This window comes from Arsenicicoccus bolidensis DSM 15745, assembly GCF_000426385.1.
In the GTDB taxonomy this organism is placed as follows: Bacteria; Actinomycetota; Actinomycetes; order Actinomycetales; family Dermatophilaceae; genus Arsenicicoccus; species Arsenicicoccus bolidensis.
The window spans coordinates 135,997-161,468 of record NZ_AUFG01000003.1 but is presented as its reverse complement, the minus strand read 5'-3'; the positions used below and the strand labels follow the sequence as shown (position 1 = coordinate 161,468).

At 73.4% G+C, this 25,472-nt stretch carries 18 protein-coding genes; 7 read left to right on the top strand and 11 right to left on the bottom strand.

Annotated features, from left to right (window positions below; genetic code table 11):
• Positions 1-6: 6 nt before the first annotated feature.
• Both K313_RS0103065 and nudC read right to left on the bottom strand, forming a co-directional pair.
• A complete protein-coding gene (locus tag K313_RS0103065; protein ID WP_029210386.1) occupies positions 7-2,163 on the bottom strand; it encodes an ATP-dependent DNA helicase UvrD2 in 2,157 nt (718 codons plus the stop codon).
• A 63-nt stretch (positions 2,164-2,226) separates the two neighbouring features.
• Positions 2,227-3,204 carry an NAD(+) diphosphatase gene (nudC, locus tag K313_RS0103060; protein WP_019286147.1) on the bottom strand — a complete coding sequence of 326 codons (978 nt, stop codon included), beginning with the start codon at positions 3,202-3,204 and terminating at the stop codon, positions 2,227-2,229.
• 42 nt (positions 3,205-3,246) lie between these two features.
• On the opposite strand from nudC, the gene K313_RS22000 reads away from it, so the two are divergent.
• Entirely contained in the window at positions 3,247-4,701 is a 1,455-nt protein-coding gene (locus K313_RS22000) for a phosphotransferase (protein ID WP_029210384.1), read from the top strand.
• A gap of 12 nt (positions 4,702-4,713) precedes the next feature.
• On the opposite strand, the gene K313_RS0103050 is transcribed toward K313_RS22000, so the two are convergent.
• From K313_RS0103050 to moeB, 4 genes are all read right to left on the bottom strand, one after another.
• Positions 4,714-8,061, bottom strand: a complete 3,348-nt coding sequence (locus K313_RS0103050; RefSeq protein ID WP_029210383.1) for an ATP-dependent DNA helicase — start codon at positions 8,059-8,061, stop codon at positions 4,714-4,716.
• The gene (locus K313_RS0103045; RefSeq protein ID WP_029210382.1) at positions 8,058-11,369 is read right to left on the bottom strand and encodes an ATP-dependent helicase; all 3,312 of its coding nucleotides are present in this window, start codon (positions 11,367-11,369) and stop codon (positions 8,058-8,060) included. Before K313_RS0103045 ends, K313_RS0103050 begins: the two co-directional genes overlap by 4 nt.
• Before the next feature lie 104 nt (positions 11,370-11,473).
• Positions 11,474-11,833, bottom strand: a complete 360-nt coding sequence (locus K313_RS0103040; protein ID WP_029210381.1) for an MGMT family protein — start codon at positions 11,831-11,833, stop codon at positions 11,474-11,476.
• Between the two features lie 4 nt (positions 11,834-11,837).
• The gene (gene moeB / locus K313_RS0103035; RefSeq protein WP_029210380.1) at positions 11,838-13,022 is read right to left on the bottom strand and encodes a molybdopterin-synthase adenylyltransferase MoeB; all 1,185 of its coding nucleotides are present in this window, start codon (positions 13,020-13,022) and stop codon (positions 11,838-11,840) included.
• 108 nt (positions 13,023-13,130) lie between these two features.
• Here moeB and K313_RS0103030 point away from each other — a divergent pair, with 108 nt between their 5' ends.
• From K313_RS0103030 to K313_RS0103020, 3 genes are all read left to right on the top strand, one after another.
• Positions 13,131-13,793 carry a TetR/AcrR family transcriptional regulator gene (locus K313_RS0103030; protein ID WP_019286152.1) on the top strand — a complete coding sequence of 221 codons (663 nt, stop codon included), beginning with the start codon at positions 13,131-13,133 and terminating at the stop codon, positions 13,791-13,793.
• 89 nt (positions 13,794-13,882) lie between these two features.
• Entirely contained in the window at positions 13,883-14,107 is a 225-nt protein-coding gene (locus tag K313_RS0103025; RefSeq protein WP_029210379.1) for a DUF3107 domain-containing protein, read from the top strand.
• 214 nt (positions 14,108-14,321) lie between these two features.
• The gene (locus K313_RS0103020; protein ID WP_019286154.1) at positions 14,322-14,594 is read left to right on the top strand and encodes a GlsB/YeaQ/YmgE family stress response membrane protein; all 273 of its coding nucleotides are present in this window, start codon (positions 14,322-14,324) and stop codon (positions 14,592-14,594) included.
• A gap of 90 nt (positions 14,595-14,684) precedes the next feature.
• Here the strand turns inward: K313_RS0103020 and K313_RS0103015 are convergent, their stop codons facing one another.
• Positions 14,685-15,335 carry a ferritin-like fold-containing protein gene (locus K313_RS0103015; RefSeq protein WP_029210378.1) on the bottom strand — a complete coding sequence of 217 codons (651 nt, stop codon included), beginning with the start codon at positions 15,333-15,335 and terminating at the stop codon, positions 14,685-14,687.
• A 214-nt stretch (positions 15,336-15,549) separates the two neighbouring features.
• Here K313_RS0103015 and K313_RS0103010 point away from each other — a divergent pair, with 214 nt between their 5' ends.
• Complete coding sequence (locus tag K313_RS0103010) at positions 15,550-17,187, top strand: DEAD/DEAH box helicase (RefSeq protein ID WP_029210377.1); 1,638 nt, start codon at positions 15,550-15,552, stop codon at positions 17,185-17,187.
• Positions 17,188-17,386: 199 nt separating this feature from the next.
• The gene (locus K313_RS0103005) at positions 17,387-19,246 is read left to right on the top strand and encodes a BCCT family transporter (RefSeq protein WP_084412407.1); all 1,860 of its coding nucleotides are present in this window, start codon (positions 17,387-17,389) and stop codon (positions 19,244-19,246) included.
• A gap of 71 nt (positions 19,247-19,317) precedes the next feature.
• Here K313_RS0103005 and K313_RS0103000 read toward each other — a convergent pair whose 3' ends face one another.
• The 4 genes from K313_RS0103000 to K313_RS0102985 form a co-directional block, all read right to left on the bottom strand.
• Positions 19,318-20,208 (bottom strand): RecB family exonuclease, encoded by an 891-nt coding sequence (locus K313_RS0103000; RefSeq protein WP_051273977.1) that lies wholly within the window; start codon positions 20,206-20,208, stop codon positions 19,318-19,320.
• A 97-nt stretch (positions 20,209-20,305) separates the two neighbouring features.
• Positions 20,306-21,154: a PHP domain-containing protein gene (locus K313_RS0102995; protein ID WP_029210374.1), complete on the bottom strand. Its 849-nt coding sequence runs from the start codon at positions 21,152-21,154 to the stop codon at positions 20,306-20,308.
• A 35-nt stretch (positions 21,155-21,189) separates the two neighbouring features.
• Entirely contained in the window at positions 21,190-22,245 is a 1,056-nt protein-coding gene (locus tag K313_RS0102990) for a MaoC family dehydratase (RefSeq protein WP_029210373.1), read from the bottom strand.
• Between the two features lie 91 nt (positions 22,246-22,336).
• Positions 22,337-23,893, bottom strand: coding sequence for a threonine/serine exporter family protein (locus K313_RS0102985; RefSeq protein WP_156911116.1), 1,557 nt, complete (start codon positions 23,891-23,893; stop codon positions 22,337-22,339).
• A 69-nt stretch (positions 23,894-23,962) separates the two neighbouring features.
• Here K313_RS0102985 and K313_RS0102980 point away from each other — a divergent pair, with 69 nt between their 5' ends.
• Positions 23,963-25,462, top strand: a complete 1,500-nt coding sequence (locus K313_RS0102980) for an aminopeptidase P family protein (RefSeq protein WP_029210371.1) — start codon at positions 23,963-23,965, stop codon at positions 25,460-25,462.
• Positions 25,463-25,472: the final 10 nt, after the last annotated feature.

Genomic DNA, 25,472 nt, shown 5'->3' with positions numbered 1-25,472 from the left:
ACCCGATCAGCCTTCTTTGCCCGCGGATTCCTTTGCAGCGGAAAGGATCTCGTCGACGTCGGCGCCACCGAGAATGGCCAGCACGGACTCGCCGTAGAGCCCCAGCTTGCGGGCCCCCACCCCGGAGACGGTGGCCAGGGCAGCGACGTCGGACGGCACCTGCTCGGCGATGGCCGTCAGGGTCGCGTCGGTGAACACGACATAGGCGGGCACGCCGGCAGCGGCCGCGGTGGCCTTGCGCCAGGTGCGGAGCGCCTCGAAGGTGGCCTCGTCGTAGGTGGGCGGGCAGTCCCCACAACGCCCGGTCTTGCGCTCGGCGGCCGAGCTCAGCTCCGCCCCGCACGTGCGGCAGAACGCCGGCTTGGCGATCGACGGCTTGCGCTGGCGGCCGGTGGCGCCGGCGGCCTTGCGGGGCGCGGACCTGGCGCCCTCTCCCAGGACCGACGCGGCATCGTCGAGGAACCGGCTGGGGCGACGGGAGGCCCGTCCGCCCACGTTGCGGGACGCCGCCCAGGACAGGGCGAGCTCGCGACGGGCACGGGTCAGGCCGACGTAGAGCAGACGGCGCTCCTCCTCGATGGCCTCCCACCCCTCGGCCATCGAGATCGGCAGGAGGCCGTCGCTGCAGCCCACGAGGTGCACGACGTCCCACTCCAGGCCCTTGGCGCTGTGGAAGGACGCGAGCGTGACGCCCTGCACCGTGGGGGCGTGCTGGGCCGCGGCACGCTCCGTGAGGTCGGCGACGAGCTCCGGCAGACGTGCGTCCGGCTGCGAGGCCACGAGGTCGTCGGCGAGGGCCACCAGCGCCTGGAGGGACTCCCAGCGCTCGCGGGTGGCGCCGCCCGAGGCCGGTGGTTGCTCCGACCAGCCGACACCACCGAGGACGTCCCTGGTCAGTCGCCCGAGCGGCACCGTGCCGTCGTCGGCGCGCGCCTGCCCCCGCAGCAGCAGCAGCGCGTCGCGGACCTCGCGCCGTGAGAAGAACCGCTCCCCTCCGCGGACGAGGTAGGGGACGTCGGCGTCCGCGAGCGCGGACTCCAGCGCCTCGCTCTGGGAGTTGGTGCGGAACAGGATGGCGATCTCGGCGGGTGGGGTGCCCGCGTCGATGCGACGCCTGATCTCGGCCGCGACACCGCGCGCCTCGGCCTGGTCGTCGTCGTAGGCCGTCAGCCGGGGCTGGGGACCGTCCTCGCCCTGCGCCTGGAGCTGCACGAGCGCTCGGCCCGCGCCCGTGCGGCTCGCCTGGCCCTGGGCGCGCAGCATCACGTTGGCGAGCCCGACCACCTGGGGCGTGGACCGGTAGTTGCGGACGAGCTTGACGACGGCCGCGTCCGGGTAGCGCGCCGAGAAGCCCAGCAGGTGCGCGGGCGAGGCGCCGGTGAAGGAGTAGATGGTCTGGGCCGCGTCGCCGACCACGCACACGTCCTGGCGGTCGCCGACCCACAGGTCGAGCAGCCGCTGCTGCAGGGCGTTGACGTCCTGGTACTCGTCCACGACGAAGTGGCGGTACTGCCCGCGCACCTCGCGGGCCACGGCCGGGTGCTCGTCGAGGATGCCGGCCATGATCAGCAGGACGTCCTCGAAGTCGATGACCCCGCGCTCGCCCTTGACCTCCTCGTAGGCCTGCAGCAGGCGTGCCATCGCCGTCGCGTCCAGCCCTGCGGGGTCCCGACGGGCGTGCCGTGCCGCGGCGGGATAGGTCTCGGGCGTCAGCAGGCTGACCTTGGCCCACTCCACCTCGGCCGCGAGGTCCCGGATGGCAGGGCGGTCGAGCTGCAGGTGCAGCCTGGCCCCCGCCTCCGCGACGGCCCCCGCCTTGTGCGGCATCACCTCGGGCGCCGCACCGCCGATCGCCCGGGGCCAGAAGTAGTGGAGCTGGCGCAGCGCCGCGGCGTGGAAGGTGCGGGCCTGGACCCCTCCGGCCCCGAGGTCGCGCAGCCGGGTGCGCATCTCGCCGGCCGCGCGGGCGGTGAAGGTGACGGCGAGCACGCGCTGGGGGACGTAGACGCCGGACCGCACGCCGTAGGCGATGCGGTGCGTGATCGCGCGGGTCTTGCCGGTGCCCGCACCTGCCAGCACGCACATGGGCCCGAGGGGTCGCTCGGCGACCGCCCGCTGCTCAGGATCGAGGGCGGTCAGTATGTCGTCAGGGGTCGCAGCCATCGCCCGAAGTCTCCCAGATGCCACCGACATACCTCGACGCGGCGCCGGCCCACCCGCCGTGGCTCACCAGGGGACGGGAGGACCATCCTGGAGCGCGGCGATGGGCTCGCCCAGCCAGCGCTCGACGAGGTGGTAGGCCACCGAGATCGGGGTGCCGCCGGACAGCACGGCGCCGGCCCGGATGTCGGCCCGCAGCTCGTCGCGGGAGTACCACCGGGCCTCGGCGATCTCGTCGTCGGCGAACCGCAGCTGGCCGTCGCGGGCGCGGGCGGTGAACGCCAGCATCAAGGATGCCGGGAAGGGCCAGGGCTGGTTCCCGGCATACTCGACCGCCTCGACCTCCAGCCCGACCTCCTCCTTGACCTCGCGGGCCACCGCCACCTCGAGGGACTCCCCCGGCTCGACGAACCCGGCGAGCACGGACAGGCGCCCCTCCGGCCAGGATGCGTTGCGCGCCAGCAGCAGACGGTCCTGCCGGTCGACCACGGCCATGATCACGGCGGGCGAGGTGACGGGATAGGACTCGTGGCCCTCCGGGCAGCGCCGCACCCAGCCGGAGCTGTTGACGGCCGTGGGGAGGCCGCACCGGGAGCAGAAGCGGTGCGCCCGGTGCCAGTTCGAGATACCGGCCAGCGTCGACGCCAGGGCGACGTCGAGCGGATCGAGCGTGAGGCCGAGCGAGCGCAGCCCCAGCCAGCGAGAGGGCTCGTCGGCGGCGCCGTCCCGCGCGGGGTCGCCGGGCCCGGACGCGTCTGGCATCGGGTCCCGGGCCACGCCCAGGTACTGACCGCCACCCTCGTCGGCCCCCAGGTAGACCACCAGGTCCTCGGCGGTCACCCGGACCTCGACCGGGCGGTGGAGCACGAGGGCGGACCCGTCGGCGCGAGCCTGGAGCAGGTCCCCACGGGACACCACGACCTGGGTGCCCTCGTCGTCGAGCAGCCGTGGCACGAGTCCCGCGTCGCCGCGCAACCAGCCTGAACGGTCCAGCGCGGAGCGGGACAGGGCCAGTTCGGGCAGGATTCGCGGCGCTCCGGTCACGCCTGACAGCCTAGACGCCGGGGCTCGCCTACCGTGGGGCGCGTGACCGTCGCCCTCCGCTCCCCGTTGCACCTCGCCGCCCTGGCCAGCGCCGCCGTCAAGGGCCTGGACCCGGTGTCGGTGGAGCCCGTGCACGGGGAGGACGACCGGTGCGACGTCGCCCGCGTCCACGACTCGCAGCAGCGCACCTGGACGATCCGCGTGCCGCGGTCCGCGGCCGACGCCGCCCAGATGGAGTCGGCCGCGATGCTGCTCCCCCACCTCGACAAGCGGCTGGCGTTCGAGGTCCCCCAGGAGGCCGGCAGCGTCGCCCTGCGCGACTCGGGTCGGGCGATGGTCTACGCGCAGGTGCGGGGGCGCAACCTCGACTTCTCGAGACTCCCCGCCGGGCCCGGCCTGGCGGCCGCCCTCGGTCGCGCGCTGGGCGAGATCCACAACCTGGACCCCCGTCTCTACGACGAGGCCGGCGTCCCGGTCTACGACGCCGAGACCTATCGCACGCGTCACCTGGCCGAGCTCGACCGGGCGGCGAGCACCGGGCACGTCCCGGCGAGGCTGCTGAGCAGGTGGGAGCGGGCCCTGGAGAACGTCGCCCACTGGCGCTTCGCCCCCGCCACCATCCACGGGCGGATGTCCGGCGAGCTCCTCCTCGCCGACTTCGAGGACGACCGGGACGCCTCGAGCGGGCGCATCGTCGCGATCACCGGCTGGGACCAGGCCAGGGTGGCCGACCCGGCCGACGACTTCGCCGTGCTGTGGTCGCAGGCGACCCCCGAGGCGTTCGACACCGTCCTGGAGGCGTATGCCGGGACCCGGCACGAGCGCCCGGACCGCGCGCTCGAGATGCGCGCCAGGCTGGCGGGCGAGCTCCGCCTGGTGCGCGAGCTCGTCCACGCCGAGACCGTGCAGGACGACCTGGCCCGCAGGGACGCGCAGGCGGCGCTCCAGCGGCTGGACGACGAGGTGGCCGGGGACGACCTGGTCGCGCACGTCCCGGCCGTGACCCTGCCCGGACCCGTCGGTGCCCCCGAGACGATGGACGCCGGCCTCGACGAGGCCCGGCACACCATGGCCGACCCGCACGAGCCGGGCGCACCCACCCAGCCGGTGGTGCTGCGGGACGTCCGCGCCGACGTCGCAGACAGGGCCGACGAGACGGTGCGAACGGGCCCTGGCGACGCAGCCACCGAGGTCACGCGGATCGTCCCGGTCGCCGAGCCGGGCGAGTCGCGGCCGGACCGCCGAACCGAGGGCGATACCTCCGCGGACGACGGTGTCACAGGAATCCCGGGTCTGGACCAGCGGCGGGACCAGCTCGAGAACCACGACGACAAGGCAGCCGCGGCGGGCGCCGGGGACCGCCGCGGGGACGAGGCAGCCGACGCTGTGCCGGTGGTGAAGGCGACGCCGGACGACACCGTCCAGGAGGACGAGTACGTCGTGGACACCACCCGACACACGACCACCCACCTGCGGCCCGGCGATCACTCCCGCTGACGGGCTGGGCGGTCAGCGGGGCGACTGACCAGCCGTGAGGTCGGCCACGAGCGTCGCCAGGGCCTGCTCGTCGGGGAGGTCCGGTCGCACGGTCTGGCCGGTGGCGGCGTAGTAGAAGGCGCCGTCGACGAGCGCGGGGTCGACCTGCTGCAACCGGGCGTAGGCGACCCGGTAGACAGCCAGCTGGAGCCGGCGCACCTCGGCTCGTCGACCGGTCGGCGGCGCGCCCGTCTTCCAATCCACCACCGTGAACCCCCCGTCCGGTCGGGGGAAGACGGCGTCGATGCGCCCGCGCAGCCTCGCGCCCGCCACGGTGGACTCCACCGCCAGCTCGATGGCCACCGGGGAGAGCGCCGCCCACTCGCTCTCGAGGAAGTGTGCCTTCATCAGGTCGAGGTTCCCCTCGTCGGCAGCGGACTCGTCCGCGCTGCCGGGGAGCTCGTCCAGGTCGATGATGGCCGCCTGGGCGTAGTGCTGCTCGACCCAGGCGTGGAAGGCCGTGCCCCGCCGGGCCGCTGTGGCCGGGGCAGCCGGCATCGGGCGACGCAGCCCCACGGCGAACTCGTCAGGGTCGTCGGCGAGGGCCACGAGCGACGACGTCGACAGGTGGGGCGGTAGGGACACCAGCACCTCGGAGCGCTGCTGGGCCGCATCTCGCTCAGCGACGAGGACGGCGATCTCACGGTCCAGGTGCCGCCACTCGTCCGCAGGCGTGACCGCCGCCGCAGGCGTGGGCTCCACCTCGGGCGTGGGCGCCACCTCGGACGTGGGCGCCGTGGATCCGCGAGCCGCCTGGACCGCGTCGGCGGCCCGGGTGAGAGCTGGGTCAGGGGCGTCGCGCAACGGCCACGGCAGGGTGAGCTGATCCGCCAGCCGCGGGTTGGCGAGGTCGTCGTCGCGGGAGTCCGGCATCTCGGCCCAGGCTGTCGTGCGGGCGATCCCCGCCTCGCGAACCTCGTCCAGCAGGCGGGACGTGACCCGCGGGCTGCGCTGAGTGGCCCAGACGGGGGCGGTCAGCAGCAGCTCGTGGCGGGCCCGGGTGACGGCGACGTAGGCCAGTCGTCGCTCCTCGACGACGGCGTGCTGCCCGCACGCCAGCACGAAGGTTTCGATCCGGCTCGCCAGCTCCTGACGGTCCGGGCAGGTCGCCCAGTCGAGGTGCGGCAGGCCGGACCGGTCGCCCCGCAGGCCGAAGGGGAGGCTGTCGAGCCCGCTCAACCAGGCCTTGTCCTTGGGCGGCGGCACCCGCCACCCACCGTCGTCCCGGGCGGCGACCCGGGCGTCGTGGGCCGGGAAGGTGCCCTCCTCGAGCCCGGGGACGACCACGAGGTCCCACTCCAGCCCTTTGGAGGCGTGGACCGTCAGCAGCTGCACGGCTCCCGGGGTGGGCGCGGTCTGACCGGCGGCGAGGCCTCTCTCGCGAGCCTCGGCGACGTCCAGCCAGGTCAGCAGACCGCCCAGCGTGGGCCGCTCGGACGACGAGGCGTAGGCGGCAACGACGTCGGCGAAGGCCTCGAGGTGGACCCGGGCATCGGCGACCGAACGCCCCGGTCGCGCCATGAGCTCGAGGTCCAGCCCCAGCACCCGCTCGGCCTCGCCGACGACCTCGGGCACGGTGGCGCTCAGGACCTCGCGCACCCGCCGGACCCTGCGCCGCAGGTCGACGAGCCGCGATCGGCCGGTGTCGCCCAGGGCGCGGCCGTGGGCGTCGTGCCATCCCGTCGGGGGTAGCCGGTCCAGCGCCTCGACGAGGCCCACCTGCTCCGGCTCCCCCACCTCGCCCCCTCGACCGAGCGACCGTGCCCAGGCGTGCAGGCCTGCGAGGTCGGCCGGGCCGAGGCGCACCAGCGGCCCCGTGAGGAGACGCATCAGGTGGTCACCGCGGGAGGGGTCGTCCACGACGTGCAGGAAGGACACGAGGTCGACGACCTCGGGCATGCTGAGGAGCCCGCCCAGGCCAACGACCTCGACGGGCAGGCCGGCGGCGGTGAGGGTCTCCGCGAGCAGGGTGAACTGGCTCCGCTTGCGGCACAGCACGGCGGCCGTCGGGCGCGGGTCGCCGTTCAGGCCGACGGTCGTGCCGGTCTCGCTGGGATCAGGCTGCGCCGCCAGCCGCTCGCTCAGCCAGTCGGCGATGTGCGCGGCCTCGGCCTCCAGGGTGTCGAGGCGGGCCGCCTCCACCTGACCGGGGCCGGCCCCGGGGCGCGGCTCGAGGACCGCCACCTCCACCGGGCAGGCGGCGGTGAGGGGCGCGGCGATGACGTTGGCCGCAGCGAGGATGGCGCCGTCGTTGCGCCAGGAGGTAGACAGCGGCAACGTGCGGGCGGGCCCAGCGGGTCCGGGGAACTGCTGGGGGAAGGACGTCAACGTGGTGGAGCTGGCGCCCCGCCAGCCGTAGATCGACTGGTGCGGGTCCCCCACCGCCATGACCGGAACCGTCTCGTCCGCCTCGGCGTAGAGCCGGCGCAGCAGCACCAGCTGCGCCTCGCTGGTGTCCTGGAACTCGTCGAGGAGGACGGCACGGAATCGCTGCCGCTCCCCCCGACCGACGTCGGGGAAGGCGCTCGCGATCCGGGCTGCCACGGACATCTGGTCGGCGAAGTCCAGGCTCTCCCGCGCCCGCTTGACGCGCTGGTAGTCCAGGATCAGCGGGACCAGGGCCTGCCGCTGACGCAGGACCCCGATGGCCTCCAGCACCGGCTTGAGCGGCGTCTTGCGTCCCTCTCCGTCGGGGAGAGCGTCCCAGGCCGCCAGGAGTCTGCGGAGGTGGTCGCCAAGGTCCTCGGGGGTGCCGAGGTGCTCCGCGAGCTGGCCGGAGAGCGACAGGACCGCCTCGACGACCGTGGACACGGCCGGGACCGCCCGGCCGGCGGCGCTGCTGACGGTGTCCAACGGCCCCGGATAGGCCTCGACGACCTCCTGCGCGAGCTGCCAGCAGGACGCCTCGGACAGCAGCCGGGCCCCGGGCTCGTTGCCGAGCCGTAGGCCGTGCTCGGACACGATCCGGCCGGCGTACGCGTGGTAGGTGGAGACCGTGGGCGTGAGGTCGAGGCCGTCGTCGGGTGAGCCGTCACGCCACAGCCCGGCGGCCTCCAGCTGCCGCAGCCGGCGTCCGATGCGCTCGGCCAGCTCACCGGCAGCCTTGCGGGTGAAGGTGAGGCCGAGCACCTCCTGCGGCTGGACCAGACCGTTGGCGACGAGCCACACGACCCTGGCCGACATGGTCTCGGTCTTGCCCGAGCCTGCCCCGGCCACGACCAGCAGCGGCTCCCGAGGAGCCTCGATGACGGCCTGCTGCTCGGCCGTCGGCGGAGGCTGGCCCAGGGCCTGGGCGATGTCGAGAGCACCGATCAGCGTCACAGGGTCCTCCCCTCGGGCTGCGCCGGGCAGGACCTGCGGACCGGGCAGTAGGAGCAGTGGTCACCCGGCGTGGCGGGGAAGCTGTCGCCGGCCATCCCCTCGGCGGTCGACTCGACGAGCTCGCGCGCCCACCCCGGGTCGTCGGCCTCGACGGCCGGCGCCTGCGGTTGGACGCGGGGGGCACGTCGGTCGCCGCCGAGCTGCAGCAGGGCCGCACCCGCGGACCCGGTGCCCGAGGGGAAGGCACCGGCCTCGACGGCGGCCTGGTAGGCCGCCAGCTGCGCGTGGTCGGCGAGCTCGGCCTGCGTGGGGGCGCTCCTGCCCGTCTTGATGTCGACGACCCGGAGGCGACCGTCCGGGGCACGCTCGAGGCGGTCGACGCGGCCCGTCAGCAGGGCGCGCCCGATCTCGACGCGGGCCTCCTGCTCGACCGCGACGAGCTCCCACCCCTCGTCCCGGATGGTGCGGGCGTAGTCGGCCAGCTTGTCGACCATGCGACCCGCCCGGTCGTGGTCGTGCCGGCCCCGCCAGCTGTCGGGCAGCCCGAGCTCGGGCCAGCGCCGGTCGAGCTCGCGCCGCAGGGTGGTGGCGTCGGTCAGGTCGACGTCGGGGTCGGCGGCGATCTCGTGCACCAGGGTGCCGAGGTCGGCGGCTCCCCGATCGCCCCCCTCGCCCCCATGGCTCCGGAGCACCCACATGAGCCGGCACCTCCCGAAGCTCTCGATGCGGGACGGCGACACCGGCACCGGCAGGTCGTCGGGATAGAGCGGCCGCGCATCCGTCTCACGGCGCAGGGCCCACCAGCTGCCGGGATCGGCGCCAGGAACCCCGGCATCGGCCAGCGCCCCGAGCCGGGCTGCTGCCTGCTCCCGGTGTGCCGCGTCGTCGGAGAGGACGCGGCGGCGCAGCTCGGCCACCACGCCGGTGAGGGTCATCGGTCGGGGCACCTCGAGCACGCTGCGCCCGTCGCCCTCGGGAGGGTCGATGACGTCGAGGTAGGACGAGGGCTGCTCGTCCTCGGAGGACACCGCCGTGACCACCAGGCGACGACGGGCCCGGCTCACGGCGGTCAGCAGCAGTCGAGCCTCGTCGGAGCGGACCGCCGCGAGCGCCTCGCGCGGTCCGTGACCGCGCCCTGCCAGCAGGTCGACCAGGTGCTCGGACCCGAGCAGGGACCCGCGCAGCCGCAGGTCCGGCCAGACTCCCTCCTGCAACCCGGCGACGACCACCAGGTCCCACTCGCCCCCGGCCGCACCCTGAGGGGTGAGCACCTGGACGACGTCGGTCGTGGGGGCCTGGGCGACGAGCGAGTCCGCCGCGACCTCCTGACCGAGGACCTGCTCGAGGAAGGCCTCCGGGCCGGCACCGGGCAGTCGCTCGGCGAAGGCACCGGCTGCCCCGAACAACGCGACGACGGCGTCAAGGTGCCGGTCGAAGCGCACGGACATCGGCCCGGACGACAGGGCGGCCCCCCTCCAGTCGTCGGCGACGCCCAGCGCGGACCACAGCTGCCACAGGATGGACTCGGCGGTTGTCTCGGCCGACCACCGACCCTCAGGGGTGAGCCGGGCCGCCCCGGCAGCCCTCGCGATCGCGCGACCGAGGCGCCGGACCGGTTGGGTGTCCACGGTGGGGAGCGCGTCGTCGTCGAGCGCGGACGGGTCGGACGGGTCGGACGGGCGCAGGAGCGCGGCCACGAGGAGCTGGTCGGGGGCCCGGTGGCCGCCCGCGGCCTGCTCGCGCCGCCGCAGGGCACGGCGCAGCCGCCGCACGGCGACCGGGTCGCTGCCGCCGAGCGGTGAGAGGAGCAGGTCGACGGCGACGTCGGGCTCCAGGGGACGCTCCTGGCCCCGCGCGACGCGGACGACGACCTCGAGCAGGGTGAGCAGGGCCCGGGCTGCGGGCTCCTCCCGGACCGGCAGGTCGGTCATCGCGGTGGGGACCGGCACGCCGGCGGCCGCCAGGGATTGACGGAGCGCGGCGAGCCGGGACCGGCCTCGACACACCACGGCCATCTGGGACCACGGCACCCCGTCGACGAGGTGGGCCCGGCGGAGCACGCCGCTCACGTGCGCGGCCTCCTGCGCGGCGCTGCGGAGCAGCACCGTCTCGACGGTGCCCTCCGACCCCGCCTGCGCCGCCCCGGGGTCGGTCTGATGGGTCGTGGCTGCTGCGTGGTCCTCGACCTCACGGTCCGCCACGCCCGCGTCGTGCCCCGCGCCCGGCCCGACGACGGGGTGCCCGGCCTCGCCGACCGGCGCCTCCGTCCCCGCCTGCCTGTGAGCAGTGACTCCGACAGCGCCGACCTGACGCGAGACGCGGGCGGTGACGGCGGCGAGCACGCGCCCCTGGCGGTGGGAGCACCCGAGGACGTGCGTCTCGCCCAGGCTGAGCAGGTCGTCACCCCCGAACCACCGCTCCCAGTCGGAGGCGAAGACCCGGGGGTCTGCCCCGCGGAAGGTCTGGACCGCGGTGTCCGGGTCGCCCACGAGCACCAGCGGCGTGGAGGGCGCGCGCACGACCGAGAGCAACCGCGCCGCCGACCAGGTCAGCTCCTGGGCGTCGTCGACGACGATCAGCCCGATGCGGCTCCGCACGCGGTCCAGCGCCTCCGCCGACTCCTCGAGCCGGTCGGCAGCGGCGGACAGCACCCAGGCCGGGTCATAGGCGCCGGGGCGGGAGAAGGCGGTGACCTGGTCGTACTCCTCCAGCACCGCCGCGGCGGCGCGCCACTCGGGGCGCCCGTGCCGGTCGGCGAGGACGACGAGATCCTCCGGGACCAGCCCCCGCTCGACGGCCCGCATCAGCAGGTCACGCAGCTCGGCGCGAAAGCCCCTGGTGCCCAACGCCTCTCGCACGGACTCCGGCCACTCCGGGCCCCGCACCACGCCGAGGGCGTGGCCGTCGAGGAGCTCCTTGAGGATGGCGTCCTGCTCGGCCCCGGACAGCAGCCGCGGAGACGGGTCCCCCACCAGCGCCGCCTCGGAGCGCAGGACGCCGAACCCCAGCGACTGGTGCGTGCGCGCCAGCGGCGTCGTGGTGGTGCCGCCCAGGCGGCTGGTGATGCGGTCCCGCAGCCCGGCAGCCGCGACGCGCGAGGAGGTGAGCAGCAGGGCCCGGTCGGCCTCGACGAGGCCGCGCCGCACGCGGTCGACGACCAGCTCGACGGCCAGCGTGGACTTGCCGGAACCCGGTGCGCCGACCACCTGGAGGAGCGAGGCGGTCGAGGCGAGCACGGCCCGCTGGCGCTCGTCGAGGACGGGCGCCTCGGCGAGGAGCGGGGTCGGCGTGCGCCGGAGCTGGACCATGCCTCGATCACACCAGACACCACTGACACACCCCCGCGCGACAGCCCGGGGGGACGGGACGGATCGGCATGTCGGTGCTGGGGCGGGGGGCGGAGCCCGGGCGATCAGGCCCCAGACGTGGGCTCGTCCCCGGGGATCCACGCACCCTCGGCGTCCCACCGGGCCAGGGGCAGGTCGATGCGCGTGCCGGTGACCAGACCGCCGACGAGCGGCATCGACTCGGCTCGCCACTGCTCGCGAGCCCGGGCCGTGAGCTGCTCGGGGAGGGAACCGTCGGCCCGGACGACGCGCCACCAGGGAGAGCCCCCGGCATACCGGCTCATCACCGACCCGACCTGCCGGGGCCCGCCACGTCCGAGGAGCTGCGCGACGTCGCCGTAGGCGAGGGCGCGTCCGGGCGGGATCTGGTCGACCACCTCGAGCACGTCCTCGGCGTAGTCCCCGATCACCGCGTCCGCAGCCACGCCGTCAGTAGGTGGGGAGCGACGGGTCGACGTCGCGGACCCACGCCAGCACCCCGCCCTCGAGGTGACGGGCGTTGGTGTGGCCGCCGGCGATCAGGGCCTGCAGCGCGGTCGCGGACCGGCCGCCGACCTTGCAGTGGATGACGACCTCCTCGCCCTCCTCGAACCGCGCTGCCGCCCGGCCGGAGACGAACTCCTCGAGCGGGACGGGCTCCGCGCCGGGGATGGAGACGATCGACCGCTCGTCCTCGCCCCGGACGTCGACCAGGCGGAAGCTGTCGGGGCGCTCGCGCAGCATCTGCGCGAGCTCGGGGGCGGTCACGGTCGGGAGCATGGCGTGCACGTCGTCCTCCTGGGTGGCGGGCAGTCCGCAGAACTGCTCGTAGTCGATGAGCTCGGTGATGGTCGGGTGGTCGCCGCAGAGCGGGCAGTCGGGGTTGCGCTCGACCTGCAGCGTGTCCCACCGCTGGGACAGGGCGTCGTGCAGCAGGAGCCGGCCGACGACCGGGTCGCCCATCCCCACGACGAGCTTGATCGCCTCGGCCGCCTGCACGGCTGCGACGGCGGCGCACAGGACACCGAGCACACCGCCCTCGGCGCACGAGGGGACGGAGCCGGGCGGCGGCGGGGTGGGGAAGACGCACCGGTAGCAGGGTCCCTCCCCCGCCCACCAGACGCTCACCTGGCCCTGGAAGCGGAAGATCGAGCCCCAGACGTGCGGTATGCCGACCAGGGCGCAGGCGTCGTCGACGAGGTAGCGGGTGGCGAAGTTGTCGGCGCCGTCCACCACGAGGTGGTAGCCGCGAAGGAGCTCAAGGGCGTTGCTCGAGTCGAGGCGAAGCTCGTGCTCGATCACCTGGACGTGCGGGTTGACCTCGCGCACGCTCTCGGCCGCCGACCGGACCTTGGACCGGCCGATGTCGGACTGGCCGTGGATGATCTGGCGCTGGAGGTTGGACTCCTCGACGACGTCGGCGTCCACCACCCCCAGGGTGCCGACGCCCGCGGCCGCGAGGTAGAGGAGGGCCGGGGACCCCAGCCCCCCGGCTCCCACGACCAGGACGCGGGCGTTGGCGAGGCGCCGCTGCCCCTCGCGGCCCACCTCCGGCAGCAGCAGGTGGCGCGAGTAGCGCTCGACCTGCGAGGTGGACAGCTCGGGCCCGACGTCGACGAGCGGTGGTCGTGCCATGCGGCGACGATACCCCGCACCGGGTGCGAGGCGGCAGGCGTGGAGCCGTCCGAGTAGCATGGCCGGACCCGTGGCCAGGCGCCTCGGGCCCCGGCTGAAAGGACCCCGATGACCACCGCACCGGACCACGTCTCCACCGAAGCCGCCCGCCCCGGGCGCCTGCCACGGTCGGAGCGCCGGGCCCAGCTGCTGGAGGCCGCCCAGGACATCTTCGTCGAGTCGGGCTACCACTCCGCCGCCATGGACGCGATCGCCGAGCGGGCCGGCGTCTCCAAGCCCGTTCTCTACCAGCACTTCCCCAGCAAGAAGGACCTCTACCTCGCCCTGCTGGACCAGCACTGCACCGCGATCGTCGACCTGGTCCGCGAGGCGCTGGGGTCGACGGACGACAACCGGGCCCGCGTCGCCGCCACCATCGCGGCCTACTTCGAGTTCTTCGACCGGGACGGCGCGCCGTTCCGGCTCGTGTTCCAGTCCGACCTGACGGGCGAGCCGGCGGTCCGCGAGCGCCTGGACCGGGTCGAGACCGAGTGCGCCGAGGCGATCGCCGACGTGATCAGCGGGGACGCCGCGCTGTCCCGCGAGCACGCGCTGATCCTGGGGATGGCGCTGGCCGGCGCCGCGCAGAACTCCGCCCGCCACTGGGTCACCAGCAGCTCCGAGACGGGCGTGACCCGGACCGAGGCCAGCCGACTGGTGGACACGCTCTCGTGGCGGGGGATCGGCGGCTTCCCCAAGGCGGACGCCCCCGGCGAGGCCGCCACCGCCTGACCGGGAACACCCCGACCCGCCCGGCGGTTGGTCACGGACGAGAGCGTCCGGCCCGCCCGCCGGCACCGACCACAACGAAAGGACCCTCCGTGGAGGTCAAGATCGGCGTCCAGAACGTCGCCCGCGAGATCACCTTCGAGTCCGCACAGTCCCCCGAGCAGGTGTCCGAGGCCGTCGCCACGGCCGTCCGCGACGGCTCCCTGCTGACGCTCCAGGACGACCACGGACGGACCGTGGTCGTGCCGGGCGACCGTCTCGGCTACGTCGAGATCGGCGAGGCCGCGAAGTCCCGGGTGGGCTTCGGCTCGCTCTGAGGCAGAGCGGCGTCAGACCGCAGGACGGCGGGGATGTGGTGCAGACCACATCCCCGCCGTCTTGCGGTTGTCATTGTTTCGTGATGCTGGAGTGATTGAACAATGCATGGAGGGGTATCCCATCAGTGACACCGTGTAAGCAGCCCCCCGAGACCGCGGGGTAGCTCACGAGGCGAGGCACCCCTCGCGTCACGCACCTACCAAGGAGAGTCACATGCTGGGCACCATCATCACCGCCATCATCATCGGCGCCATCATCGGCGGTCTGGCCCGTCTGGTCATGCCGGGCAACCAGAACATCTCGATCCTCATGACCATCGTCCTGGGCATCCTGGGGTCGGCCATCGGCTCCTGGCTCGTCTCCCAGTTCGGCTACAAGAACGCGTCCGGCGGCATCGCCTGGATCGCCGTCCTGGCCGGCGTCGTCGTCGCGGCCATCCTGATCGCCATCTACCTGAGCATGACCGGTCGCAAGGGTCGCGTCTGACCCGCACCGAGACCGTATGCCGGAGGGCGGCACCCCCACGAGGGGTGCCGCCCTCCGCGCGTGCCGTCACCGGACGGCATACGACCTCCGTCAGCTCGAGAGGCCGAGCCGACCCATGCGCTCGGTGTGGGCCTCGGCGAGGCGCGTGAACATCCGGGACAGCTCGGCCAGGTCACCGTCCGGCACGAGCATCGCCACCAGCTCGGGGTGCGCGGCGGCCAGCTGCTGCGCCTGGGACATCGCCTCCCCCATGAGCCTGCGCCCCCACAGGGACAACCGGCCCGCCACCGCGGGGTCGGCGTCCACCACCTTGCGGAGCTCCTGCTCGACGAACTCCGCCTTGCCCTCCGACTGCAGGACCCGCTGCATCAGCGGGCGCTCCGCCTCGCCGACGAAGTCGCTCGCCTCGCGGTAGAGATCCATCGCCAGCCCGTCGCCCACGTAGGCGTTGACGAGCCGCTCCGCCCAGGACCCGGGCGCCGTCCGCCGGTGGAAGGCGTCGATGGCCCCCACGAACGGCGCCATCGCGGCCTGCGGATCCGCGCCCAGCGCCCGCAGCCGCTCCTCGAGCGCCTCGTAGTGCCGGAACTCGCGGGCGGCCAGCCGTCCCAGCTCGGCCCGGGCGGCCGACGTGGGGGCCAGCTCGCTGTCGCCGGCGAGCCTGGCGAACCCCGTCAGCTCGCCGTAGGCGAGGGCTGCGAGGAGCTCGACGACACCGGTGTCGGACGCTGCGGGGCTCATGTGCACCCAGAGTAGTCGTCCCGCCGGTAGACTGGGTCGGACCAAGGTGCCCGGTCGGCACGAATCCAGGTGGACCACGTGGTCCCCTCCGCAGCGAGCACGCTGCCCGAAGACCTCCGATCGGCTCCGCTCATCCCGTGAGCCTCGTAAGAGGTCGCCGGCCGCCTCGCGGCTGCAGCCCCCGGCGGCTCACCACGCCCGACAGGACACCCGCATGACCAACCCCGCCCTCGACACCCCCGTCGACGAGCAGACCCGCGCCGAGGCGGCCCAGGTCGCCCCCGAGCTGACCTTCGCCGACTTCGACGTCCACCCGGACATCGTCGCGTCGCTGGCCTCGCTCGGGATCGAGCACCCCTTCCCCATCCAGGCCATGACCCTCCCGGTCGCCCTGGGCGGTCACGACATCATCGGCCAGGCCAAGACCGGCACCGGCAAGACCCTCGGCTTCGGCATCCCTATGCTCAACCGCGTGGTCTCCCCCTCCGACGAGGGCTTCGCCGAGCTGCGCCACGCGGGCAAGCCGCAGGCCCTGGCCGTGGCCCCCACCCGTGAGCTCGCGGTGCAGGTCGCCGGCGACCTCGAGCGGGCCGGACGGCAGCGCGGCGTGCGCATCGCGACGATCTACGGCGGGCGCGCGTTCGAGCCCCAGATCGAGCAGCTGCAGCGCGGCGTCGAGATCGTGGTCGGCACCCCCGGTCGCCTGCTCGACCTCGCCAAGCAGGGACACCTCGACCTCTCGCACGCCAGCATCGTGGTCCTGGACGAGGCCGACGAGATGCTCGACCTGGGCTTCCTGCCCGACGTCGAGAAGATCCTGGCCCTCACGGCCCCCAGCCGGCAGATGATGCTGTTCTCGGCCACCATGCCCGGTGCGGTCGTGGCGCTGGCCCGCCGCTACATGAGCCAGCCGACGCACATCCGCGCCATGGGCGACGAGACGGAGAACAAGCACACCGTCAAGGCGATCGAGCAGTTCGTCTACCGCGCGCACGCGCTCGACAAGGTCGAGATGCTCGCCCGGATGATGCAGGCCAAGGACCGCGGCCTGACCATCATCTTCAGCCGCACCAAGCGCACCGCCGCCAAGGTGGCCGACGAGCTCAGCGACCGCGGCTTCGCGGCCGGGGCCATCCACGGCGACCTGGGGCAGGGCGCACGCGAGCAGGCGCTCCGCGCGTTCCGCAACGGCAAGATCGACATCCTCGTCGCCACCGACGTCGCCGCCCGCGGCATCGACGTCGAGAACGTCACGCACGTCGTGAACTACCAGTGCCCCGAGGACGAGAAGACCTACGTGCACCGCATCGGCCGCACCGGCCGCGCCGGGCACACCGGCATCGCCGTGACCTTCGTCGACTGGGACGACGCACCCCGCTGGGGCATTATCAACAAGGCCCTCGACCTCGGCATCCCCGAGGCCGTCGAGACCTACTCGTCCTCCCCCCACCTCTACAGCGACCTCGACATCCCCGAGGGCACCAAGGGCCGGTTGCCCCGCACGGCCCGCGTCCGCGAGGGCCTGGACGCCGAACGTCTCGAGGACCTCGGCGAGACCGGCCAGCGCGCCGGCAAGGGTCGCCAGGGCGGCGGCCACGGCGGACGTGACGGCGGACGCGGTGGGCGCGGCAGCCGCGAGGACGGTCGTGGCGGACGTGAGGACGGTCGCGGTGGTCGTGGTGACCGCACTGACCGCGACGCCTCGCACGGCGGCACCGAGCGTGATCGTCCGTCCTCGGATGGGGGTGAGGGCGGGTCCGCCCGTCCGCGCCGCAACCGGAGCCGTCGCCGCACCCGCGGTGGCCGTCCCGTCGAGGGGCAGTCTCCCGCGCAGGGCGGTCAGGACTCCTGACGCCGGACGCCGCGAGGCGCCATACAACACCAACTGTCCAGGTCACGGGCCCTTCGACGACATCGGCGGAGGGCCCGTCGCCGGTTCGTCCGATTTGCCAGGCAGCGGTCAGACCCGCCACAGTGGTGGCTTCCTGTGGACGACCAATGACGGGCCGGGATCCTCGGGGGGTCTGCCGGCCCCTGAGGAGGAACCACCGATGTCCGATCAACCGCCACACTCCGTGACCACCGAACCGCCTGAGCCTTCGCGCTCGGAGGGGCCTGGTCAGCAGCCGCTCCCGGAGGGCGACGGCCGCGACCACGCCCTGCTCGCCGGTCTCACGACCGCGGTGCCCGAGTCCACCGCCCGCCGGCCCGGCGTCGACAAGATCACCTTCGGCATCACGGCCGTCCTGGCGATCGCCTTCGTGGTGTGGGGATTCCTCGGCACCTCGTCGCTCTCCACGGCCTCGTCCGGGGCGCTCGGCTGGGTGATGACCAACGCCGGCTGGGGCTTCGTCCTCATGGCCTCGATGTTTGTGGTGTTCGTCCTGTGGCTGGCCGCGAGCCGCTACGGCGACGTCCCGCTCGGTGGTGACCACGAGGAGCCCGAGTTCTCCACGCGGTCCTGGATCGCCATGATGTTCAGCGCCGGGATGGGCATCGGCCTGATGTTCTACGGCACGGCCGAGCCGCTCACCCACTACATCTCGCCTCCCCCGCGCAGCGGCGGCGAGGCGCAGTCGCCCGAGGCGCTCCAGACGGCGATGGCGACCACGCTGTTCCACTGGACGCTGCACCCGTGGGCGATCTACGCCGTCGTCGGCGTGGCCATCGCCTACTCGACCTTCCGCAAGGGTCGCAGCCAGCTCATCTCGTCGGTCTTCGCGCCGCTGATCGGGCGCCGCCGCGCCACCGGTCCGCTGGGGCGCGTCATCGACATCCTCGCGATCTTCGCCACGCTCTTCGGCTCCGCCGCCTCGCTGGGCCTCGGCGCGCTGCAGATCGGCGCCGGCATCGAGTTCAACGGCTGGGTCGACAGCGCGGGCGCCAACCTCCTGGTCATCATCATCGTGGTGCTGACCATCTGCTTCATCCTCTCGGCCGTGAGCGGCATCTCCCGCGGCGTCGAGATGCTGTCCAACGTCAACATGGTCCTGGCGCTCGTGCTCGCGGTCTTCGTGTTCCTCGTCGGCCCGACGCTGTTCATCCTCGACCTGCTGCCCACCGCGCTCGGGACCTATGTCGACCAGCTGGCCCGCATGGCCTCGCGGTCCGACGCCAGCGGGCTCGAGCCGATGAAGGCCTGGCTCTCCACGTGGACCGTCTTCTACTGGGCCTGGTGGATCTCGTGGACCCCCTTCGTCGGGATGTTCATCGCGCGCATCAGCCGCGGCCGCACCATCCGCCAGTTCGTCACCGGCGTGCTGCTCGTCCCGAGCCTCGTCTCGCTCGTGTGGTTCGCGATCTTCGGTGGCGCCGCCATCGACGCGCAGCGGAGCGCCGGCGACATGGCGACCAAGGTCAAGGGCGAGCTCCTCGTCGACGCCGACGCGTCGCTGTTCCAGCTGCTCAACCACTACCCCCTCGCCGGGATCACGACCGTGCTCGTCATGGTGCTCGTCGCGATCTTCTTCGTGTCCGGCGCCGACGCCGCCTCCATCGTCATGGGGACGCTGTCGGAGCACGGCACCATCGAGCCGAGCCGCAAGACGGTGATCTTCTGGGGCGCCGCGACCGGCGCCGTCGCCGCGGTCATGCTGCTCGCCGGGAGCCTGAACGGCGACATGAAGGAAGCGCTCAGCGGACTGCAGAGCCTGGTGATCGTCTCGGCGCTGCCGTTCGGGATCGTGATGGGCGGCCTCTGCGTCGCGCTGGTCAAGGACCTGCAGAGCGACCCGGTCGTGCGCCGTGCCGCCCTGGCCGACCGCCTGATGCGCGAGGCCGTCGTGCGCGGCGTCTCCGAGCACGGTCACGACGACCTGCAGCTGATGGTCCAGCAGAACGGTGCCACCCGTGACGAGACCCCACAGCCGCGTCGCTTCGACCGGTTGATCGGGCGCTACCGCAACGGCTGATCGGGTCCGCCCGAGAGGCACCGTGGAGGGGAGTCGACCGTGTCGGCTCCCCTCCACGCTGCCCCGGCCCGCTACGTCCCTCCGCTGTCGTCCGGCTCCAGCGCCGCCCAGGGCGCCCGCTCGGGCACGTGGGAACTCCCCTCGGGGCAGTGGGCGCGGAAGTCGCACCACCCGCACAGGGCGGACACCTGAGGCGGGAACTGGTCGGACTCCACCCCTCGCTCGCGGTAGTCGGCGTCCGCCCGCCTCAGGTCCACCGCGATGGACTCGACCTCGCCGACCTTGCGGTCCAACGACTCAGCCGTATGACGGTGCCGCGCCACCGTGCCCGTGGGCACGTGATGCAGCTCGACGTCCACGCAGGGACGCTTGAACATCCCGGCGACCGCCACGGCATACATCGCCATCGGCAGGGAGGTCCGCAGCTCGTCCACCGTCGAGGGCCGGCGCGAGGTCTTGTAGTCCACCACCACGAGCGCCCGTCCGCCGTCGGACGTCGGCCGGTCGTCGAGCCGGTCGATCCGCCCGGTCAGCGCCACCGTGCCGGTGCGCACCGAGACGGTTCGCTCGATCCCGACCGGGCGGTTGCCCGGGGCGATCCCCCGGAGGTAGTCCGTGACCTCCTGCTGCGCCGTCCGCAGCCAGCGGCGGGACATGGCGGCGTCGCGGAACCCCACGTCGACCCAGCTCGCGGCGACCAGCGCGTGCGCCCGGTCCACCGACCACTGCTCCACCGGCACGTCCCACCAGTCCCGCAGCGCGTTGTGCACCGCGATCCCGAGGCTGGTGTGCGCCCGCTGCGGGGCCGCCTTCGGCTTGGGTCGGTCGAGGTACTGCAGGCGGTAGCGCCGCGGGCAGTCGAGGTAGGCGAGCAGGCGGGACGGGCTCGCGGCATACAGCCGCTGCGGCATCCCGGCGAAGGTGCCCTGCCCGGCCGGCTGGTCCGTGGACTGCTGGGTCATGCCGTCGACCCTAGGCACGCGCGAGCCGAGGAGACCATCCACCGCGCCGCCTGTGGACGACGACGCCCGGAACGCGACAGGCTGTGGACGACGAGGCTCAGGGACGCAGCACGGGCACGCCGCTCGCCCGGTCCTCGATCTGCTCCAGCACCCCGGGCGCCGTCGTGTGCTCGCCGATGCGGTTGAGCTTGCCGTCGCCGTGGTAGTCGCTGGACCCGGTCTGGAGCAGCCGCAGGGACCGAGCCAGCGCGGCGCCGTGCGCACGTTGCCGGGGGTCGTGGTCGCGGTGGTCGATCTCCAGCCCCGCGAGGCCCGCCTCGGCCATCGCCTCGATCACCGAGTCGTCGACGACCCGCCCCCGCTTGGCGGCGAAGGGGTGCGCCATCACCGGCACTCCCCCGGCGGCCAGCACCAGCCGCACCGCCTCGACCGGGTCCGGGGCGTAGTGCGAGACGTAGTAGGGCGACCCGTCGTGCAGGTAGTCGCGGAAGACCGCGTTGCGGTCGGGCAGGGCTCCGAGGGACACCAGCGCGTCCGCGATGTGCGGCCGCCCGATCGTCGCGCCCTCCCGCACCTGCGCTAGGACGACGTCATAGGTCAGCTCGGGGAACCGCTCCTGCAGCCGCTCCACGATGCGTTGTGCGCGGCTCTCGCGCGACAGCCGGGCCCGCTCGATCTCGGCCACCAGGTCCGGGTCGGCGGGGTCGTGCAGGTAGGCCAGCAGGTGGATGCTGATGCCCTGGTGAGCGCAGGACATCTCCATGCCGCGCACCAGCGCCACCCCCGTCTCGTCCACGACGCCGGCCGCCTCGTCCCACCCGCTCGTCGTGTCGTGGTCGGTGAGCGCCACGACGTCCAGGCGTGCGTCGCGCGCCGCACGGACCACGTCCGCAGGGTCTTGCGTGCCGTCGCTGGCCAGCGAGTGCGTGTGCAGGTCGATGCGCATCCCGCCAATCTAGGCGCTGGCGATGCGCGGTCGCGTCAGCGGCGGGGCATCAGGACCGTGTAGTCCAGGTCGAGCACGACGTGCGGCAGGTACTTCCCGTCCTCGCCGCGCAACGGGACGTCGGCGCACGGGTGGTCCTTGGTGGCCACGGTGCGGATCCGCAGGGCCCCCACGTCGTGCCGGCCCGGCAGCTCGATCCGCTCCAGGACCTCCGACCAGGCGTAGATCGTGTGTCCCGCGAAGGTCGGGTTGGCGTGGCTGCCACCGTTGATCGCCGCCACGGAGAGGGCGTTGCCGAGCCCGTTGAAGGTCAGCGCTCGGGCGAGCGAGATCACGTGCCCGCCGTAGATCAGCCGCCGCCCGATCGCCGAGGACGCCTGGGCGTGCTGGTCGAAGTGCACCTTGGCGGTGTTCTGGTAGAGGCGGGTGGCCAGCATGTGGTCCGACTCCTCGATGGTGACGCCGTCGACGTGGTCGATGCGCTCGCCGACCTCGTAGTCGTCCCAGAGGAACTCGCTGCCCGCGAGCGCCGTGTCGTAGCCGCCGACGACCCGCCACGGGGCGATGAGCTCGGACGCCGGCACCGCGCCGGGGAGATCGGGGATGGTCGTCTCCCCCAGCCGGTCGGCAGGGACGGTCTCGCGGCGGCGGACCATCACCCAGCGGACGTAGTCCAGGACGACCTCGCCCTCCTGGTTGCGGCCCTCGGTGCGGACGTAGACGTTGCCGGAGGCGCCGTTGGAGTTGGGCTTGAGGCCGATGACCGTCGAGGTGGCCGTGAGGGTGTCGCCGACGTGGACCGGGCGGTGGAAGCGGCCTCCGGCATACCCCAGGTTGGCGACCGCGTTGAGCGAGATGTCGGGCACGGACTTGCCGAACACGACGTGGAAGGCCAGCAGCTCGTCGACCGGCATGCGCTCCAGCCCGAGGCCGCGGGCGAAGGTCTCCCCCGAGGTCAGCGCGAACCGCGAGCCGTAGAGCCCGGCGTACAGCGCGACGTCGCCCTCGGTGATGGTGCGCGGCGTCGCGTGGACGAGCTCCTGCCCGAGCCGGAAGTCCTCGAAGTAGTTGCCGGCCGTCGTCTTGGACATCGTGGGTCACCTCGTCGTGGGCGGTCTGGGTCCGCCGCCCATGCTGCCGCAGCTGGTCCCCCCGGGGCACCCGGGTGAGGCGTGCCCTTGCTCACTCCGGCCGTATACCGTCCCCCTGCACGACGGGGAGCGTGCCCGTGGTCGCCGCCTCGAGCCGCTGCGTCGCGCCCTCGGCCTCGGGGCTGCCGGCGGCCACCGCCTTGTCCGCCCGGGACCCGTCGCCGCGCGGCGAGGCGTGGCGCAGGTTGCTTCGGCCGGGTCGCGCGAGGTAGGTGCCGAGGGACGCCCCGGCCGCGAGCGCCAGCCCGACGCCCGCGGCGTTGAGCAGCGTCATCGTGCCCTCGCCGAAGGAGGTGCGCGACCCCGCGTGGACCATGATCTCCAGCAGGCCGCGATAGACCATCGACCCGGGCATGAGGGGCACCAGGGCGGCGGTCGTGAGGGCCAGCGACGGGACCGCCAGGCGCCGGCCGAGGTGCACCGACACCATGGCCGCCACGAACGCTCCGACGGCGCTGGACGAGATGCTCCCGAGGCCGATCAGCGTGCCGGCGAGGTAGCCGACCCAGCCCAGCACGCCCATCCCGGCGCACAGCACCACGGTTCGCGGCCCGGCATACGTCGAGATGGCGAAGAAGGCCGAGATGAGCAGCGACCCGCCCAGCTGCTGGGCGAGGCTCCCGAGGGGCGGCGCGGCGCCGCTGAGGACGACGGGGATCCCGACGCGCTGGGCGAGCTGGAGGGTCATGAGGATGCCCACGACGATGCCGAGGGTGAGGATGACGACTTCGAAGGATCGGGCCCCGGCGGTGACGTAGTAGCCGTCGATGGCGTCCTGGGCGGCACCGACGACGGACAGACCCGAGAGCATCATCACGATGCCTCCGGCGACGATCAGCTCGGGCCGGACGCCCTCGAGCCACGTGATCCCCTGGTAGGCCCCCGCCATGAGGGCCGTGGCGGCGACGGTGGGGATGGCGGCGGCGAACACCTGCATGAAGAACGGCGGCACCTGCTTGCGGGCCAGCCAGCCGATGAGCAGGTCGATCGCTGCGGACGCCAGGAACGCGACGATCGTGATCAGGAACGACGCGTTGAGCAGCACGCACACGGCCGCGGCGACACCGGCGTTGCCGAAGGTCACGACCCACCGGCGATAGGGGTGCGGGGCCCGCACGATCGCGGCGAAGACCTCGAAGGCCTCGTCGACGTCCTGCTCCTCCTCGATCCGGTGGACCAGGGCCTGCAGCCGCTGGAGGCGGGTGTAGTCGATGCTGCGCGCCCGCACCACCCGCAGCGTCGTCAGCGGCTCCCGGTCGTGACCGCGGTAGTGCGAGACGGAGATGGACGTGTAGGTGACGTCGACGTGGACGGCCTTGAGCCCGAAGGCCTTGGTGATGCGCAGGGCGTTGAGGGTGACGTCGTTGGCCGAGGCGCCGTGCGACAGCATCATCTCGGCCACGCGCATGGCCAGGTCGAGGGCCTTGCGCGTGAGGATCGGGTCCACCTCGTCGGGGTGCAGCTGCAGCACGCTAGTGCCGTCGCTGGGGCGAATGACCCGGACGGCCTGCTGGGCGGTGCGGCGCAGCCCCCGGGGCGCGGAGGGGCGCCGTGGCAGGGGCGAGGACGGGTAGTGCGGCTTCGTCACGCTCCGTACTGTCCCCGTCGCCGCACCTGCGACGCAAGCCGCCTCCCCGTGCGTGGCACGATGGTCGCCATGACGAGCGAAGAGCAGCCGAAGGCCGAGCACCGGAGCCGACCCACCAGCGCCGAGTTCCGTGACTTCGTCGCGACGGGGTGGGCGCCACGAGCGACCGAGCCGACGCCGCGCTCGGAGGTCGCGGACGTGACGGTGCCCCGCCGCGAGGCCGTGTCAGCCGAGTTCGCGGGCGAGCGGCTCGTCATACCGGCGGGTGGTCTGAAGGTCCGCAGCAACGACTGCGACTACGTCTTCCGGCCGCACACCGCCTTCTCCTGGCTCAGCGGCCTCGGCGCCGACCGCGAGCCGGACGCGGTCCTCGTGCTCGACCCCCTGCAGCAGGGCGGTCACGAGACCACGCTGTTCTTCCGCCCGCTGGCCCCGCGCGACAGCGAGGAGTTCTTCGCCGACAGCCGGTATGGCGAGTTCTGGGTCGGCGCCAGGCCCACGATCGCCGACGTCGAGTCGGAGCTCGGCGTGCGAGCCCGGCACATCGACGAGCTCAAGGACGTGCTGGCCAAGGACGCGGGCCAGGTGCAGCTGCGGGTCGTGCGGGACGCCGACGCCGCCGTGGCGGCGCTGGTGGACGAGGTCCGCCAGCAGGCGGGCGTCACCGAGTCCCAGACCGAGGTGGACGAGGCGCTGTCCCGCTCGCTGTCCACCCGGCGCATGGTCAAGGACGCGTGGGAGGTCGACGAGATGCGCAAGGCCGTCGCCGCCACGCAACACGGCTTCGAGGGGATCATCGCCGACCTGCCCGAGGCGGTCCGCCGCGGCCGGGGCGAGCGCTGGGTCGAGGGCGTCTTCGGCCTCTACGCCCGGCACGAGGGCAACGGCGTGGGCTACGACTCGATCTGCGCGTCCGGCGACCACGCCAACACGCTCCACTGGATCAAGAACACCGGCGACATCCGCGACGGCGACCTGATCCTCGTGGACGCGGGCGTCGAGGTCGACTCGCTCTTCACCGCCGACGTGACCCGCACCCTGCCGGTCAACGGCACGTTCAGCGAGCCGCAGCGGCGCGTCTACGACGCCGTGCTCGCCGCGCAGGAGGCCGGCCTGGCCGCCGTCAAGCCCGGCAACCGGTTCAAGGACGTCCACGCGGCCGCGATCCGGGTCATCGCCGAGCACCTGCACGCGTGGGGGCTGCTGCCCGACGGCGTCACCGTGGACCAGACCCTGGACCCCGAGCACGGGCAGTACCACCGTCGCTGGATGGTGCACGGCACGTCCCACCACCTCGGCATGGACGTCCACGACTGCCAGCTCGCGCTGCGCGAGGACTACATGGATGCAGAGCTCGTGCCCGGCATGATCCTCACCGTCGAGCCTGGGCTGTACTTCAAGGCCGACGACGAGCTCGTCCCGGACGAGCTGCGGGGCATCGGCGTGCGCATCGAGGACGACGTGCTGGTCACGCCGGACGGCCACGAGAACCTCTCGGCGGCCATGCCGCGCACGTCCGCGGACGTGGAGCGCTGGATCGCCGAGGTGCAGGAGCGCGGTCGCCCCTGAGGGATCTGGC

Bases quoted from the DNA above. Each gene is read 5' to 3' on its own strand.
- K313_RS0103045 (WP_029210382.1), bottom strand. From the start codon at position 11,369: ATGGTCCAGCTCCGGCGCACGCCGACCCCGCTCCTCGCCGAGGCGCCC.
- K313_RS0103015 (WP_029210378.1), bottom strand. From the start codon at position 15,335: ATGAGCCCCGCAGCGTCCGACACCGGTGTCGTCGAGCTCCTCGCAGCC.
- K313_RS0102990 (WP_029210373.1), bottom strand. From the start codon at position 22,245: ATGTCCAAGACGACGGCCGGCAACTACTTCGAGGACTTCCGGCTCGGG.
- K313_RS0103000 (WP_051273977.1), bottom strand. From the start codon at position 20,208: ATGACCCAGCAGTCCACGGACCAGCCGGCCGGGCAGGGCACCTTCGCC.
- moeB (WP_029210380.1), bottom strand. From the start codon at position 13,022: ATGGCACGACCACCGCTCGTCGACGTCGGGCCCGAGCTGTCCACCTCG.
- K313_RS0103010 (WP_029210377.1), top strand. From the start codon at position 15,550: ATGACCAACCCCGCCCTCGACACCCCCGTCGACGAGCAGACCCGCGCC.
- K313_RS0103005 (WP_084412407.1), top strand. From the start codon at position 17,387: ATGTCCGATCAACCGCCACACTCCGTGACCACCGAACCGCCTGAGCCT.
- K313_RS0103030 (WP_019286152.1), top strand. From the start codon at position 13,131: ATGACCACCGCACCGGACCACGTCTCCACCGAAGCCGCCCGCCCCGGG.
- K313_RS0103020 (WP_019286154.1), top strand. From the start codon at position 14,322: ATGCTGGGCACCATCATCACCGCCATCATCATCGGCGCCATCATCGGC.
- K313_RS0102995 (WP_029210374.1), bottom strand. From the start codon at position 21,154: ATGCGCATCGACCTGCACACGCACTCGCTGGCCAGCGACGGCACGCAA.
- K313_RS0102980 (WP_029210371.1), top strand. From the start codon at position 23,963: ATGACGAGCGAAGAGCAGCCGAAGGCCGAGCACCGGAGCCGACCCACC.
- K313_RS0103065 (WP_029210386.1), bottom strand. From the start codon at position 2,163: ATGGCTGCGACCCCTGACGACATACTGACCGCCCTCGATCCTGAGCAG.